General features: G+C 27.1%; 12 protein-coding genes and 1 other annotated feature. Of the genes, 8 read left to right on the forward strand and 4 right to left on the reverse strand.

Annotation, left to right across the window (positions count from 1 at the left end; genetic code table 11):
• Window positions 1-117: 117 nt before the first annotated feature.
• Window positions 118-1,626, reverse strand: coding sequence for a YfcC family protein (locus tag AC2JAQ_RS06740; protein ID WP_488458523.1), 1,509 nt, complete (start codon window positions 1,624-1,626; stop codon window positions 118-120).
• Between the two features lie 389 nt (window positions 1,627-2,015).
• Here AC2JAQ_RS06740 and AC2JAQ_RS06745 point away from each other — a divergent pair, with 389 nt between their 5' ends.
• On the forward strand, window positions 2,016-3,896 hold the full coding sequence (locus AC2JAQ_RS06745) for a sensor histidine kinase (protein WP_488458524.1): 1,881 nt from the start codon (window positions 2,016-2,018) through the stop codon (window positions 3,894-3,896).
• A 36-nt stretch (window positions 3,897-3,932) separates the two neighbouring features.
• Here the strand turns inward: AC2JAQ_RS06745 and AC2JAQ_RS06750 are convergent, their stop codons facing one another.
• Window positions 3,933-4,658, reverse strand: coding sequence for a tRNA 2-thiocytidine biosynthesis TtcA family protein (locus AC2JAQ_RS06750; RefSeq protein WP_488458785.1), 726 nt, complete (start codon window positions 4,656-4,658; stop codon window positions 3,933-3,935).
• Between the two features lie 298 nt (window positions 4,659-4,956).
• On the opposite strand from AC2JAQ_RS06750, the gene AC2JAQ_RS06755 reads away from it, so the two are divergent.
• Together AC2JAQ_RS06755 and truA are read left to right on the forward strand one after the other, a co-directional pair.
• Window positions 4,957-5,403 carry a GNAT family N-acetyltransferase gene (locus AC2JAQ_RS06755; protein WP_488458525.1) on the forward strand — a complete coding sequence of 149 codons (447 nt, stop codon included), beginning with the start codon at window positions 4,957-4,959 and terminating at the stop codon, window positions 5,401-5,403.
• Window positions 5,404-5,537: 134 nt separating this feature from the next.
• A complete protein-coding gene (truA, locus tag AC2JAQ_RS06760; RefSeq protein WP_488458526.1) occupies window positions 5,538-6,284 on the forward strand; it encodes a tRNA pseudouridine(38-40) synthase TruA in 747 nt (248 codons plus the stop codon).
• 78 nt (window positions 6,285-6,362) lie between these two features.
• Here the strand turns inward: truA and AC2JAQ_RS06765 are convergent, their stop codons facing one another.
• Window positions 6,363-7,430, reverse strand: a complete 1,068-nt coding sequence (locus AC2JAQ_RS06765) for an NAD(P)H-dependent flavin oxidoreductase (protein ID WP_488458527.1) — start codon at window positions 7,428-7,430, stop codon at window positions 6,363-6,365.
• Window positions 7,431-7,643: 213 nt separating this feature from the next.
• Between AC2JAQ_RS06765 and AC2JAQ_RS06770 the strand changes: the two genes are divergently transcribed.
• Window positions 7,644-8,354 carry a Crp/Fnr family transcriptional regulator gene (locus tag AC2JAQ_RS06770; RefSeq protein WP_488458528.1) on the forward strand — a complete coding sequence of 237 codons (711 nt, stop codon included), beginning with the start codon at window positions 7,644-7,646 and terminating at the stop codon, window positions 8,352-8,354.
• Between the two features lie 159 nt (window positions 8,355-8,513).
• Here AC2JAQ_RS06770 and AC2JAQ_RS06775 read toward each other — a convergent pair whose 3' ends face one another.
• Complete coding sequence (locus tag AC2JAQ_RS06775) at window positions 8,514-9,428, reverse strand: radical SAM protein (RefSeq protein WP_488458529.1); 915 nt, start codon at window positions 9,426-9,428, stop codon at window positions 8,514-8,516.
• A gap of 174 nt (window positions 9,429-9,602) precedes the next feature.
• Here AC2JAQ_RS06775 and AC2JAQ_RS06780 point away from each other — a divergent pair, with 174 nt between their 5' ends.
• From AC2JAQ_RS06780 to gltX, 4 genes are all read left to right on the forward strand, one after another.
• Window positions 9,603-10,643, forward strand: a complete 1,041-nt coding sequence (locus AC2JAQ_RS06780) for a M42 family metallopeptidase (protein ID WP_488458530.1) — start codon at window positions 9,603-9,605, stop codon at window positions 10,641-10,643.
• 231 nt (window positions 10,644-10,874) lie between these two features.
• Window positions 10,875-11,585 carry a hypothetical protein gene (locus AC2JAQ_RS06785; RefSeq protein ID WP_488458531.1) on the forward strand — a complete coding sequence of 237 codons (711 nt, stop codon included), beginning with the start codon at window positions 10,875-10,877 and terminating at the stop codon, window positions 11,583-11,585.
• Between the two features lie 16 nt (window positions 11,586-11,601).
• A complete protein-coding gene (locus AC2JAQ_RS06790) occupies window positions 11,602-13,317 on the forward strand; it encodes a hypothetical protein (RefSeq protein ID WP_488458532.1) in 1,716 nt (571 codons plus the stop codon).
• A 283-nt stretch (window positions 13,318-13,600) separates the two neighbouring features.
• Window positions 13,601-13,825 (forward strand) — a binding site (T-box leader).
• A gap of 54 nt (window positions 13,826-13,879) precedes the next feature.
• A complete protein-coding gene (gltX, locus tag AC2JAQ_RS06795) occupies window positions 13,880-15,538 on the forward strand; it encodes a glutamate--tRNA ligase (protein ID WP_488458533.1) in 1,659 nt (552 codons plus the stop codon).
• The last annotated feature ends 199 nt before the right edge of the window (window positions 15,539-15,737 follow it).

A 15,737-nucleotide genomic window follows, 5' to 3' on the forward strand; every position in this document is an offset into this window, starting at 1 on the left:
ATTATTTCAAAGGAGGATAAATAATATTCCTATAATAAGTTATAGGGTTAAATATAAAAGTTTTTCATCCAAAATAAAAAATGCATGGTTTATTTTAAACCATGCATTTTTAAGATCTTATAGATGAACTTGTATTAGTAAAAGTATAGCTGCAAAAGCTGTTATAATGCCCATAAGAGGCATAATGAATTTTAACCATTTATTATATGTCACATCAACCATAGCAAGGGTTGCTAAAATTAATCCGGTTGGTGTTATAAATGAGATTAAGCCTTGACCAAATTGGTAAGCACTAACTATAACATCTCTTGGTAATCCAACAGTGTCTGCAAGTGGTGCCATAATTGGAATTGATAAAACTGCAAGACCTGAAGATGATGGAATAAAGAAACCTAAAATTATGAATATTATAAGCATTAATAGTATAAAGACGTTCTTATCCATACCTTGGACTCCATTAGAGAACACATAAAGTAAAGTATCAGATATCTTACCATTCTCAAGTATTAAGTTAATAGATCTTGCAACACCGATAACTAGAGCAACACCAACAAGGTCAGCAGCACCGGCAATAAAACAATTAACGAATTTCTTTTCGCCAAGACCTGATATGAATCCTAAGATTATTCCGACAACAAGGAATAGAGCTGTCATTTGTATGAATCCCCATCCCTTAGAGGAAACACCATAAACTAAAATTACAAAGGCAGCAGCAAAAATTAAAAGCATAAGCTTTAATCTCCAAGTAAATACTGGCACATCTCTAGCGGATTCATGAAGAAATTTAGAATCTATTTCATCCTTTTGATCATATACAAGTGATTTTGATGGATCATTTTTGACTTTACGAGCATATCTAAGTATATAAATAATTGTTATAGCTGTAGCTAAAATTAATCCTATCATCCTAAAATTAAGTCCTTCTTTAAAGCTTATCCCTGCAGCTGTTGAAGCTATTACAGAAGAAAATGGGTTTACAGTTGAAAACATTGTTCCTATTGAAGAACCCATATATATTGTAGCTATACATACTATAGCATCATAACCAGAGGCCAGGAATATTGGGAGTAGTATAGGATAAAGAGCAATTGTTTCCTCTGCTAATCCAAAAGTAGTACCACCAAGAGAAATAAGTACTGATAATAATATTATAAGAATATATTCTTTTCCCTTAGTTATTTTAGAAAGACTAGCAATACCAGCGTTAAATGCTCCTGTAGTATTTAGTACTCCTATTACTCCGCCAATTATAAGAACAAACATTATTATATCTATTGTATCGTAAGTTCCTTGAATAGGTGCCTCTATTATTTGAGCAAGACCTTGGGGGTTTTGGGTAACCTTTTCATATGTGTTAGGTATAGCTATAGGTTTGTTTATACTTCCATCAGTAAACTTATCTAAGCTTATTTTTATTCCAAGGTTATCTAAAGTGCTTTGAGTTGCAGCTTCCTTAGAACTTTTTCCCTGAGGATTCGTAATAACAAACATATTTTCAGCTTCGTTGTAGGACAATTTTGAGTATGATCCTGCTGGAATTAAATATGTTAAAATAGCTGATAAAATTAATACGATGAACAGTACTGTAAAGGCTGTTGGGAATGTAATTTTTTTCTTTTTACTCATTTGTTTACCTCCTCCTATGTTCTTTTATATTATTAAACTTTGTATATATTTAATACTTAAAATATGTATTTTAAGTATATTCTATATTATTTTCATTATACTATTTTGTAATTTAGTGGTAAAGTGTGAAAAAAATATTAATAGCATGAATTAATGATTAAATAAATATGTAGTTATAGTTAATTAACTTTAAAAGAAATATATAGTACTTGACTTAAAAGAGATTCTAAGGTAAAAGATATATTTAAATATATAATTCTTATATGTTAACATCATTAAAATAAATTTAATGTATTGTGTTAAAGGATTAAAAAAAATATAATAAAATATAGGGAAAATTGTTTTAATTTGTAAATGAGTGAGTTTCATAACTTAAAGGGGAGTTATAGATGAAAGATTTTAATTTCGAGACAATATTAGAATCATGTCCTATGGATTACATTTATGGAAAATTAAAAAGTAGAGACTTTAGTGACTTATTAATAATAAAGTCTAGTATAGAAAGTTTAAATGGAAAACTATTAAGTGAAATATTAAATAATAACTTAAAGCTAAACAATATATTCAAAGGTAAACCTTTTCAAAAGGTAGAAAAAGACTTAGGTTTAAGTGAGTACACTAATAAATTTATAAATGTAAAGACAATGGACAAAGATTATGCGGTTATTTGGTTTAAGAAAGATGTATTAAAAGAGTATGATGAATTAGAGAATAAATTAGAACAAGAAAAAGATATGCTAGATTTATTTTTAGATTCTCTAACCGATTATGTATTTTTTAAAGATATCGATGGAAAATATATAAATTGTAATAAGGCTTTTGAAAATAAAGTTGGAATGGAAAAAAAGAATATAATAGGCAAAACCGATAGAGAAATTTTTTTTAATGATGATTATAGATTAGAGATGTTTTATAAAACTGATATGGAAGTTATTAAATCTAAAGAAAAAAGAGTGTATGGTGAAGAATGGGAGTTTGCAAATAATGATGGTTATTTAGAAGAAACAATAAAAGCTCCATATTTTGATGAAAATAATGAAATAAAAGGAATAATAGGCTTAACTAGAGATATATCATATAAAAAAGCTGTAGAGCAGATGCTACAAAAAAATGATAGTATGTTTTTTGAAGTTTTAAATTATTTAGATGACGTAGTAATAGTTAAGGAGGGTACTAAAACTGTTTATGTAAATGATGCTTTTGAAAGATTATATGGATTAAATTGCAAAGAATTATACAAAGAGGAAAGTATGATAATTAAATTGGATAGAATTCATCCAGAAGATAGATATAAATTCGTAGATATTGATTTTGAAAAGTTTTTCTCTGAGAAGGCCAGAATAATTAGAGCAGATAATGAAGTTAGAACTGTTTGGTTTAGAGCAAATGCAATAAAGAATGAAGAAGGAAAGACTATAAGAAGAATTATAGTTATAAATGATATAACAGACAGTATGTATGAGAAAAATGAAATGGAAAAGCTTAGAAAGGAGTTTTTTGCTAATATATCTCATGAATTTAAGACACCAGTAAATTTAATATTTAGTATATTTCAGCTCTTAGAATTAAAATTAAAAAATTCTAAGGAAGGTAATAATAATAGCTATCTTAATTATATAAAAATAGGAAAACAAAACGTTTTTAGGTTATTAAAATTAATAAATAATTTAATAGATAGCACTAAGTTAGAAGCAGGATTCTTTAATATAAATATAGAAAATCATAATATTGTTAGTTGCGTAGAAGATATAACAATGTCTATATGTGAATTCGCACAAGCTAATAAGATTGATATTACATTTGATACAGAGGAAGAGGAGAAAATAGTTGCCTTTGATCTAAGCCACTTAGAGCGCATAATATTAAATGTTTTATCCAATGCCATAAAGTTTAATAGAGAAAATGGAAATATAGACGTTTATATGAGTTTTGATGAAAAGTACGTAAATATAAGTATTAAAGATACAGGGATAGGGATACCAAAGGATAAAATTCATTTGCTTTTTGATAGATTTAAAATAATAAATAATAGATTAACTAAAGTTAATGAAGGTAGTGGAATTGGATTGTTTATAGTTAATGAGTTAGTTAAAATTCATAATGGTGAAATAGAAGTCCATAGTGAACTTGGAGAGGGAACAGAATTTATAATAAAAATACCTATGAGAAAGATAGAAAATTCACCTTTAGATGAAGCTGCTCTTACATTTAATCAAGAAAGAAGAGATGAGATATATAAAATAGAATTATCAGATATATATATTCATTAAGAAATAAAGTGTACAAGTTTTCTTGTACACTTCATTTTACATTTTTCTTACTATTTCTTTATCCCACACAAACATTTGATCTGTATTGGTTAAGGATTTAAAAAGATTTTTCTTGAAACCTGGCATGCTCTTATCTAAATCTCTAATTAAATTTTTTATATCTTCTCTTTTAGTTTTACCATCAGCAGGACAAGGATTTTTTATTATAGGAAATTTATACTCTAAAGTTGCCTTTCTAATCTGACTTTCCTCAATAAACACCATAGGTCTTATAAGAGTTAAATTGTTTTTATGCATGAAGCTTTTTGGAGAAAAACAGTTTATTCTTCCTTCATAGCTTATTGAAAGCATAAGGGTCTCTAAGGCATCATCTTTATGATGGCCTAATGCCACTTTATTACAACCAAGTTTTTGAGCATTGTCATTTAAAGCACCTCTTCTAAGGTTAGCACATAAAGAACAAGGATTTTTTTCTTTTTTTATATCAAAAACTATTTCTTTTATGTTAGTTTGGATTTCATAAAATGGAACATCTATATTTTTACAAAGTTCATGTAAAGGACTGTTATCAACTCCACCAGGATTTAAGGTTATTGCTATAAGTTCAAATTTTTCAGGAGAGAATCTCTGATAGTTTTTCAATATATGTAAAAGAGTTAGACTATCTTTTCCTCCAGAAAGTCCTACAGCTATTTTGTCACCATTTTCAATAAGATTATATTCTTTTATGGCTTGTCTAGTTTTACTTAATAACTTTTGCATGGTTTTCACAGAATCACCTCTTAATGTTTATTTAATTATATTATAATAAAAAAGTTAAAATATAAAGATAAAAATTAAAAGCTTACAAAATTTTAGAATAAAAGTTCAGATTAATGAGAAAATTAATAAAAATTATACTAATCTATTGTTTACTAGATAACCTCTCTATATAATTAAGTCTAACAGGATTTTATGTATAGAGAGGTTATTTATTTGCCAATAGCTATTTATGAAATAAATATATATATATCCAAAGGGAAAGTAAAATAATTAGTTTTTATTTTAAGGAGTGTGTAAAATGAAATGGGTATTAAAGCACTTTAATGAATTAGATTTAAATGAACTTTATAAAATACTTAGAATTAGAAATAAAGTATTTGTTGTAGAACAAAATTGCCCTTATCAGGATTGTGATAACAAAGATTTAGATGCATACCACATTTATTGTGAGATTAATGGAGAAATTGGGGCTTATTCAAGAATATTAAGAAGAGGAATATCTTATGAAGAGGCTTCCATAGGAAGAGTTCTATCTAATGAGAAATTTAGAGGGAAAAAGCTTTCAAAAGAATGTATGAAAAGGGCTATAAGTTTTATTGAAAATGAATTAAATGAAGAGAAAATAAGAATTTCAGCCCAAGAGTATGCAAAAGGCTTTTATGAAAAGATTGGTTTTAAAAAGGTTTCAGAAACATATTTAGAAGATGATATTCCTCATATAGAAATGCTATATGAAAAGCAATAAAAAATAAAAGTTTTAATTGTCATATATTTTTATTGATAGTACAATTTTAGCTGATAGTATTTATAAAAAATAATTAAACAAAGATTTAAAAGAAGAGTAAAGAACACATAGGTTACTTTTGAAAGGAAAACAAAATGAGAAATATAAAAATGACTTTAGATTATGATGGCAGTAAGTATAAGGGATGGCAAAAGCAAAACCAAAAGGGTAGTAATGTTGCTACAGTTCAGGATAAATTAGAAAATGTTTTAAGTAAGATGACAAGTGAAGAAATTCAGGTTATTGGTTGTGGAAGAACTGATAGTGGAGTACATGCTAAAAATTATATTGCTAATTTTAAAACTAACTCTCTTATAACTTTAGATCAGATGATTGAGTATATAAATGAATATTTACCAGAAGATATAAGAGTAAAAGAACTTAAGGATGCAAGCGAAAGATTTCATGCTAGATTTAATGTGAAATCAAAAACTTATGAATATACTATTGATAATAATAGGTTTAAAGATGTGTTTTTAAGAAAGTATTCATGGCATATTAAAAGTAAATTAGATTTAGATGCAATGAAAGAAGCTTCTGAATATTTAATAGGAACTCATGACTTTAAAAGTTTTACAAGCTTAAAATCAAAAAATAAATCAACCTTAAGAACTATAAATAGTATTGATGTTAATGAAAAAAATAACATAATAAATTTAAAAATAAATGGTAATGGATTCTTATTAAATATGGTAAGAATAATAGTAGGTACATTGGTGGCTGTCGGACTAGGTGAAATAGAACCTAATTACATAGTTGATATACTAGAAGCTAAGGAAAGAGCAAAAGCTTCAGAGAAAGCACCAGCTCATGGTTTATGTCTTTTAGAATTAAATTACTAAATTAAAAGCTGTATAAAAAAGTTGTAAACAATAGAATTTTAACATTTTATTATTTACAACTTTTTATACAGCTAATTTTTAAGCTTCTAATAATTCTCTTTCTAATTCATTCATTAGAGTTTCTACAGAAACTATCTTATTTATCTTTGAGGCGTTTTCACCACAGAAGATAAGACCATTTTCTAAATCACCTTTTACTGCATTTATAAGTGCTTGGCTTATGCAATAAGGAGTATCTGCCGGATTACATGGAATTAAGCAATTATAACAGTGAGTAACCTTAGATTTTTCCTTTTCAGTACTTTCTACAAAGGAATTTCTAATAGCTCTTCCTGGCATTCCAACAGGACTTTTTACTATAGATATATTGTTTTCATTACAGTTTATATATGCTTCCTTAAATTTTATATTAGCATCACATTCTTTAGTTGCAACAAAGCGAGTTGCCATTTGAACTCCACTTGCTCCAAGTTTTAAATATTTTGCAATATCATTTCCATCAAAAATTCCTCCAGCAACGACTACTGGTATTTTCTTTTCATATTTATCTTCATAGCTAGATTTTTCTTTTATTATATCAAGTATAGTTGAATCAAAGTTTTTAGTTTCTTCTTCAAGAGAATCTTTAGTAAATCCTAAATGGCCTCCTGCTTTTGGTCCTTCTATTACTATCATATCTGGAGCAACTTTATGATGTCTGTCCCAAAGTTTTAAAATTACTTTTGCAGCTTTAAGAGAAGAGACTATAGGGGCTATTTTAACATTGCTACCTTTTGTAAATTTAGGTAAATGAGATGGAAGACCAGCTCCAGATATTATTAGATCAACTCCAGAATCTATAGCAGCTTTTACATGTTCAGCATAATTATTCATAGCTACCATTAGATTAACACCAATAATTCCATTTTGTGATTTTTCTTTTGCTAATTTTATATGTTTTTTTAGAGCTCTTAAGTTAGCCTCTAAAGGATTTCTCTTAAAATCTTCTTCTAAATATCCTGGTTGAGCTCCGGATATTATTCCTATTCCTCCAGCTTTTGATACAGCTCCAGCTAAATTTGAAAGAGACACACCTATACCCATACCCCCTTGAATTATAGGTAATCTAGCTGATATATTTCCAATGGTAAGTGGTTTTATATTCATAAAAACAATCCTTTCGATTAAAAAATTAGAACAACAAATATTTTGATAATAAAAATATTTGAATATAAATATATTATAAGAATAAGTTAAGAAATAAACAAGTGGTAAAATAAATTAATTTATTATGTTAAAAAAATATGAATAAATTACATAAATATATTATAATTAATATTATGATGTGTTAAGAAAAAACATGAAGTTAGGAGAAGGTTTATGAAAAAATGTGATTGCAAGGGCTATAAAAGTTGCTTATGTAACAAAGAATTGACTATATTTAAAGATTTAACAGAAGAAGAATTTAATAAATTAGCTACTGGAATGGCATGTTTTCATTTTAATAAAGGAGAATACATATGTTATGAAGGTGAATCGCTTTCTAAATTATTTTTAGTCAGTAAAGGAAGTGTAAAGATATCTAAACTAACTAAAGGAGGAAAAGAGCAAATAATGCATATTTTTTCCGTAGGAGATTATTTCGGTGAAACAAGTCTTTTTGATAATGAAGAGGGTATTTCATTTAATGCCATTGCTTTAAATGATGTTATAGTTTGTGCTATAGATAAGTATGAAGTTGATAGTATTTTAGAAGAAAATCCAAGAATAGCAATGGTTGTTTTGAAATCTTTAACAAGTCGTTTAAAGGAAACAGAAGAATTTGCACATAAATTAGCTACTAATGACGTTAAAGTAAGAATAGCATATATGTTAAAAGAATTTAAGCGAAAATATGGGAAGTTAGAGAATGGAGAAATATTCATTGATTTACCTATTAATAGAGAAGACATGGCTAATTATTGCGGAATAACTAGAGAAACTATGAGTAGAAAACTTTCTATTTTTGAGCATGAAGGACTAATAGAAATTAGAGGAAATAAATCATTAATAATAAAGGATATAGAAAAAATAAGAAAGATAATATCATAAAATAGTTAGACTACATTTAAGGAGTTTTAAAGTATATGTAGTCTAACTATTTTTAAATTAGATTTATTAATAATGCAGTTAATATTGTTTTTATGTTAAAAGAAAATTTACAACTGTATATGTATGGATTTACACAAAATAATAATTTGAATGATGTAATTAATTATTTTTAAGGACTCCTTCGTACTTAAATGAAGGAACATAAGCTTTTGAATTAGTTCCGCTCTCTTGTATAAAGGCATTTTTTATTCCTAAGGATGAAGCATAATCTATTAATGAATCATAATGTTTAGGATTTAAAGGCTTATTTATTTCAGGATAATCACATGCTCTATTCATTGGAGTGTATTGATTCATTATACTTATAAAGACATTGTGACCAAATCTTGAAAAAATTGTATCAATAACCTTTTTTGAATCAAATAATAAACCAGGAAGCATTAAATGTCTTATTATCATACCTTTTAAAAGTTTGCCGTCCTCTGAAAATTTAGGAGTACCAACTTGTCTAAACATTTCATCAAGTACAGGAATTAAATTATCTTTATAGTTTTTTATCTTTGAGTATTTAAATGCATAATCATCTTTAAAATATTTAAAATCTGGAAGATAAACATCTATATATCCATCTAAAAGTTTAATAGTCTCTAAACTATCATATCCATTAGTATTATACAGAATAGGAATATTTAACCCATTTTCTTTTGCTATTTTCAAAGCTTCTAATATTTGAATAGCATAGTGTGTTGGGGTAACTAAATTTATGTTTTCTGCTCCCTTTTCTTGAAGTTCTAGGAAGATTTCTGATAGTCTTTCTATTGAGATTTCAAGTCCTTTAAAATCTTGACTTATCTCATGGTTTTGGCAAAAAACACATTTTAAATTACAATGAGAGAAGAATACTGTTCCAGATCCATTTCTAAAAGAAATAGGTGGTTCTTCCCAGTGGTGAAGTTCTGCCCTAGCTACTTTAACTTTTTCATTGGCCTTACATATTCCTAAAGTATTAAATCTATTAACTTTGCAATTTCTATTGCAAAGAGTACATTCTTTTAATAATTCTTTATTTTTCATTAAAACACCTCTAATCTATATTCAATATTAATTATATATTTTAAGCAATTAAGTAACAAGAAGTCATAAATTTTACTTTGAATAAAATTACTTTGGATTTACAAATTTTTATTCACTCTATTATTTAAATGGAATGTGGTATAATAATCCATATAATTAGAGGGGGCGAAATAAATGATAAGTATAAATAAAAGTTTTATTTTAGATGTGGCAGAGAAGATTTTAAGCTTTAATAGTCCAAGTGGATTTTGCTTTGAGATTATGGGGAAAATAGAAAAAATAATTAAAGAATTAGGTTATGAACTAGAGTTAACTAACAAAGGATGCGGAATAGTAACTATTCCAGGAGAAAGTGATGAAAAAGTCATAGGATTAGCTGCTCATGTAGATACATTAGGGGCTATGGTTAGATCAATAACACCTAATGGAACTTTAAAATTTGAATTAGTAGGAGGCCCTATAGTACCTACTTTAGATTCAGAATATTGTGTAATAAGAACAAGAGAGGGAAAAGAATATACTGGTACTTTTTTAAGTACAAGTCCTTCAATACATGTTTATGATGATGCATCAAGTAAAACTAGAGATGCAAAAAATATGGAAGTTAGGATTGATGAAAGAGTTTTTAATAAAGAAGATGTAAAAGCTTTAGGAATAGAGACAGGAGACTTTATATTTATAGATCCCAAAACAATAATAACACCAAGTGGTTTTATAAAATCTAGATTTATAGATGATAAAGGAAGTGTATCAGTCTTAATTGGTTTATTAGAAATGTTAAAAAGGGAAAATATTAAACCTAAATATAAAACTAAAATATTTATATCAGTATATGAAGAGGTTGGACATGGAGCATCATATTTACCAGAGGATATTACTGAAATGATAGCTGTTGATATGGGGTGCATTGGTGATGATTTAAGTTGCACCGAGTATGATGTCTCTATTTGTGCAAAGGATTCAGGAGGTCCTTATGATTATAAAATGACATCAGAGCTTATAAGACTTGCTAAGGAAAATAATTTAAGTTATGCAGTAGATGTATATCCGAGATATGGGTCAGATGTTGGAGCTGCTTTAAAAGGTGGAAATAACATAAGAGGAGCTTTAATTGGACCAGGAGTACATGCATCTCATGGAATGGAAAGAACACATTATGATGCTTTAGAAAATACTATAAAGCTTATATATCTTTATTTAATAGAAGCTAATTAATATCAAGTATTGAACTTTATCTAAAAAGCCAATATTAAGTTTATAAGTCTTAGAGATTTTTAATAAAGTCTCTAAGATTTAATCATATATATACAATATAATTAAGAGTTTTTTTACTTGAATTATAATTAACATAATATTAGAATTAATAAAATCCCTATTGAAATGGTTATAAATTAATGGGTTTGTAAATAATATACTTAAGATAAAGTTGATTGGAGTTGTTTACAAGTGAAAAGAATTTTAATTGGAACTATTTTAGTTTTTTTCTTATTTTTAGATGGGGTTTTGACTTACGGAAGTACTTTGTTAGAGAGTAAAAAGGCTGTTAATTTAAATAAAAATATTGATCCTTTAGTTGTTAAAAATGGCCATAAAGACAATATGATGGAGCAAAAAGAGAAAGAAAATATAAATATAGAAGATGGTACCAAAATATCTTTAACAAAGGAAGAGGAAAAAAATATAAAAGAGTATGCATTAAAGTATGAAGATAAGATGACTTTTTTGGATTTAGGAGCTAATATAGATGGCTTTAAAGAAATAGGTAAGGAAAGATATTACCAAATAACACTTTATTCTAAAAGTGCAAAAAGTGATGATTTAACAGGAGTAGTGGATAGAATTCTTATAAGTAAAAAAGGCAATGTTTTAAAAGGTGAAAATGGAGAACACTTAACTGGAATTGAAGGACTTATAACCAAACTAAATATAAGCAATAATGAGCGCATAGAGTTAGAAAATATTGCGAAAAAATATGAGGTCTCATTAAATAATAGTGATTTAGAAGTCAATATATGGGGTGAGAAAGAAATCAACAACCAAATATATTATGGAGTTAATCTATATTCAAAGAGCTTGAAAAAAGAAGAAATTTATGAACCTTTAGAAAAGCTATATATAAGTAAATCAGGAGAAGTTATTAGAAATACGGATAGTTAGATGTGGGAGGATATAAATGGGATATGGAGATATTAAATTTTCAGTAAGAAAAATTTCAAATAAAAAGGATTTTTTAAATATAAGGTTGGAAGTTAAAGGGGTTTCCTTAGGAAAAGAAATTCAATTTTATAAGGGAAAGTCCAAAATTAAAAATATAAGGTGTAAAGAAAAATTTTATTATGATTCAAACTTTATATATATAAATAGCTACCATAGTAATTTGGTTTTAGAATATGATGTTCTTATTGGTGGCTTAGGTAAGCATGGAAGTGGAGGAGAGTTAAGTGATGATTTAATAACCTTCATGGGAGAACAGATATTATTATTACCAGTTGAAATGCTTGCCATGAATGATAATAGTAAATTTGATAGCACCATAGAAATAGATTTTTCAAAATTTGCAGAAGTTTTAAATCCTGAAAGTTTCAAGGAGAAACAACTTGAAAATAACAATCTTTTGGAACTTAATAAAGTAAATGAGGTTAAGAGTATAATTCCTTTTAAAAAAGAAGATTTTAAGTCAAAGTGCACCAATATTATTTGGAGTGATATATATGAAATAATGAAATCATCTTATACTTTTGGTTATTTTGAAAAAATAGATTTTAAAGAGAGTTATGGAAATATAACAATATATAACCACATAGAAAACAATCTTCTTAGTGAAGATGAAAAAAGAAAAAAGAGGCTTATAGGGAATATAAAAGGAATTTGTGATTATTACTTTAATTTATTTAAAATAAATTCTTTTAATAAAAAAGATATAAATATAGTTTTATTAAGAAAAAGTAAAAAAGAAAATCCTTATATATTGGGTGGAAGTGGAAAAAATGTTATAAGTGCAACTTTTGATATGGATAATAAGAGAGATTGGCAACTTTTATCTCATAGATTGTTTCATGCTTTCATGGATGATGTTTTAAAATCAAGGGATTATCACCTTCCACCGAACCTTTGGTTAACAGAAGGATTAGCAACCTACTATGAAAATCTGGCTTTAGAATCTTTAGATGAAGATTTAAAAGAGAGCTTAGGAATAAGCTTCAAAAATGAAATGGCTATTTTATATACTAGATATTTATATATGACATTAAAAGAGCCAAGTAGGTTTAGCGTTATTCCTATGGAGGAGGCAAGCATAAGAAGTCATGGTAAAATAGAGTTTCTTCATTATACTAAAGCTCCACTATTGATTTTTTGTATAGAAGAATTAAAAAATGAGGAAGAGAAAAATAATAAAATTATAAATTACTTAGTAGAGAATAAAAAAGAAAAATTCTCTATGCAAAATCTTTTTTATGAATTATTAGGTGATAAATGTAATGCTTTTGCAGCTAATTATTTATTTGGCAATAGTTTAATTCATTTATGGAATCTTAAAAATTACTTAGATGATAAAAAGGTAGTTGATTATTTAGAGGAATACGAGTATATTTTGTGGACATGGTTTTTAGGAGAAGATGAAAATTATATTAAAGATGAAGTGAAATCATATAAAAAAGAATTCAAAGACTTTTTAAATAATGAAGAGGTCAATATTTATAATCCACATATAACAAAAGAAATAGAAGCGTATTCAAATACTTTAAGTTTTTTATTAAAAATATGGATTTTAAGAGCAAAACTTTGTAATATTTCTTGTGAAGACGTAAATATTAGGTACAAGCTTTTAGAGGATAAAAGGAATCTTATGATTTGGAATGATTTTATGAGAAAAAATATACATAAATAAAGCATTAAGTACAAATATTAATAATATATTTTGTATTATTTTTATAATAAATAAGGTTATTTAATGATTAAGATGTTTAAATATAAAGATATTAAGAAAAAAAGTTAAATATCAATAAAATTTTAAGTAATATTTTACTATAAGTGAAATTAAAATAATCTATTTACTAATTTGTATGTGCTATAATCATATTAGAGATTGTTAAAGTTAAAAATAATAATATTTTTTATTTACAACTTTAAAGAATCTGATATAATAGAATTTGTTATTTAAAACCAAATATTTTATTGTTATGATGAAGAAGAGTATATAAGTAGTTATTTCAAAGCGATTTAGGGGTGGTGTGAGCCTGAAAAATAATCTTATAGAAAGAAGCTTCGGAGCATAGACTGAAAATCTTAATTTTAAGGAGTAGGTCTAGGGGTAATTCCCTTAATTAATTATGAGTGAGTTAGCTTAGCTAACTAATTTAGGTGGTAACGCGGAAGTTAAGTCTTTCGTCCTAATTTTTAGGACGAAGGGCTTTTTTTATTACATAAGTTTAGAAAGGAAAGTGAAAAGAATGAGTTATGAAAAATTAGCCAATTTAATATTCCCAGATATAGATAAAACACCGGAATATTATTTTGAAAAATATCCAAAGAGAGAATTAAAAGAAGGTGCTAAAGTATTAAGATATGCACCAAGTCCAACTGGATTCCAACATATAGGAGGGGTTTTTGCTTCATTAATAAATGAAAGATTAGCTCATCAAAGTGGTGGAATATTCTACTTAAGAATAGAAGATACTGACCAAAAGAGAGAAGTTGAAGGTGCTATAGATGATACTATAAAAACTATGCACAACTTTGGAATGGATTTTGATGAAGGAATAACTGGTGAAAATTCAGAAAAGGGAGCTTATGCACCATATAAACAAAGTCAAAGAGCTGATATATACAGAGCTTTTGTTAAGGATCTTTTAAGAAAAGGATTAGCTTATCCATGCTTTATGACTTCTGAAGAATTAGAAGCTTTAAGAGAAAAACAAATTGCAGAAAAATTAACTCCAGGATGTTATGGAGAGTTTGCTAAATATAGAGATTTATCACCAGAAGAGGCTATAAAGAGAATTGAAGCTGGTGAAAGTTATGTTATAAGAATGAAGTCACCTGGAAATCCTGAAAAGAGAGTTGTTGCTCATGACATGATAAAGGGAGAGGTTTCATTCCCAGAAAATCTTCAAGATGTAGTAATAATAAAAGGTGATGGCCTTCCAACTTATCACTTTGCTCATGCAATAGATGATACATTAATGAGAACTACTCATGTTATAAGAGGAGAAGAATGGTTATCATCACTTCCAATACATCTTCAAATGTTTGAAGTTTTAGGAGTAGAAGCACCTAAGTATGCTCATATTCCAACAATAATGAAAATGGATGGAAGTTCAAAAAGAAAATTATCAAAGAGAAAAGATCCGGAAAGTGCAGTGAGTTATTACAGTGAAAAAGGATATCCAGCTCAATCAGTTATTGAATATCTTTTAAATATAATAAACTCAGCATTTGAGGAGTGGAGAGCTGAAAATCCAGATGCAGATTATCATGATTACAAAGTTGAACTAGATAAAATGAGTAAGAGTGGAGCTTTATTTGATTTAGTTAAATTAAATGATGTAAGTAAAGATGTTATCTGTAAAATGAAACCAGAAGTTGTTTATGATTTATATACAAACTGGGCTAAAGAATATGATAAAGAAATGTATGATTTAGTTACTTCAAAAGAAGCTATGATGAAAGAAGTATTCAATATAGATAAAGAAGGTCCAAAGCCAAGAAAAGACTTTGCTAAATGGGATGAAGTTAGAGAAAAAATATTCTATTTCTTTGATGAGTTATTTGATAAGGAAACAGCTAATGATGTTGAATTACCAAAGACTTTAGAATTAGAAGAAGCTAAGAGAATAATAGAAGCTTATGCAAAAGCATATAACTTCAATACAGATAAGGATACTTGGTTCTCAGATTTAAAAGAAGTTGCTGTAGAATTAGGATATGCTACTGATAGAAAGAAATATAAAAAGAACCCAGAAGAATATAAAGGAATGGTTTCAGATGTTGCAGGAGCTGTAAGAGCAGCTTTAACACATAGAGCTAATACACCAGACCTTTATACAATAATGCAAATTATGGGTGAGGAAGCAGTGAGAGAAAGATTCCAAAAATTCTTAGCTATATAATTTGGCTTTAGAGATTGTGTAAGTTTTATATAAATTTTTAAAAACAATTTAGTTTTTAGGTTGTATAAGCTTATACAATCTTTTTTTTATAACAGAATAATGAGATTTTTCACAAAATGTAAAAAACACATTGTTAAATGATATATTAAGTTGATATAATCTTATTATGCAGATTTCAATACTACATTAAGTGGAAAGA

The organism is Clostridium sp. LIBA-8553 (genome assembly GCF_057782465.1).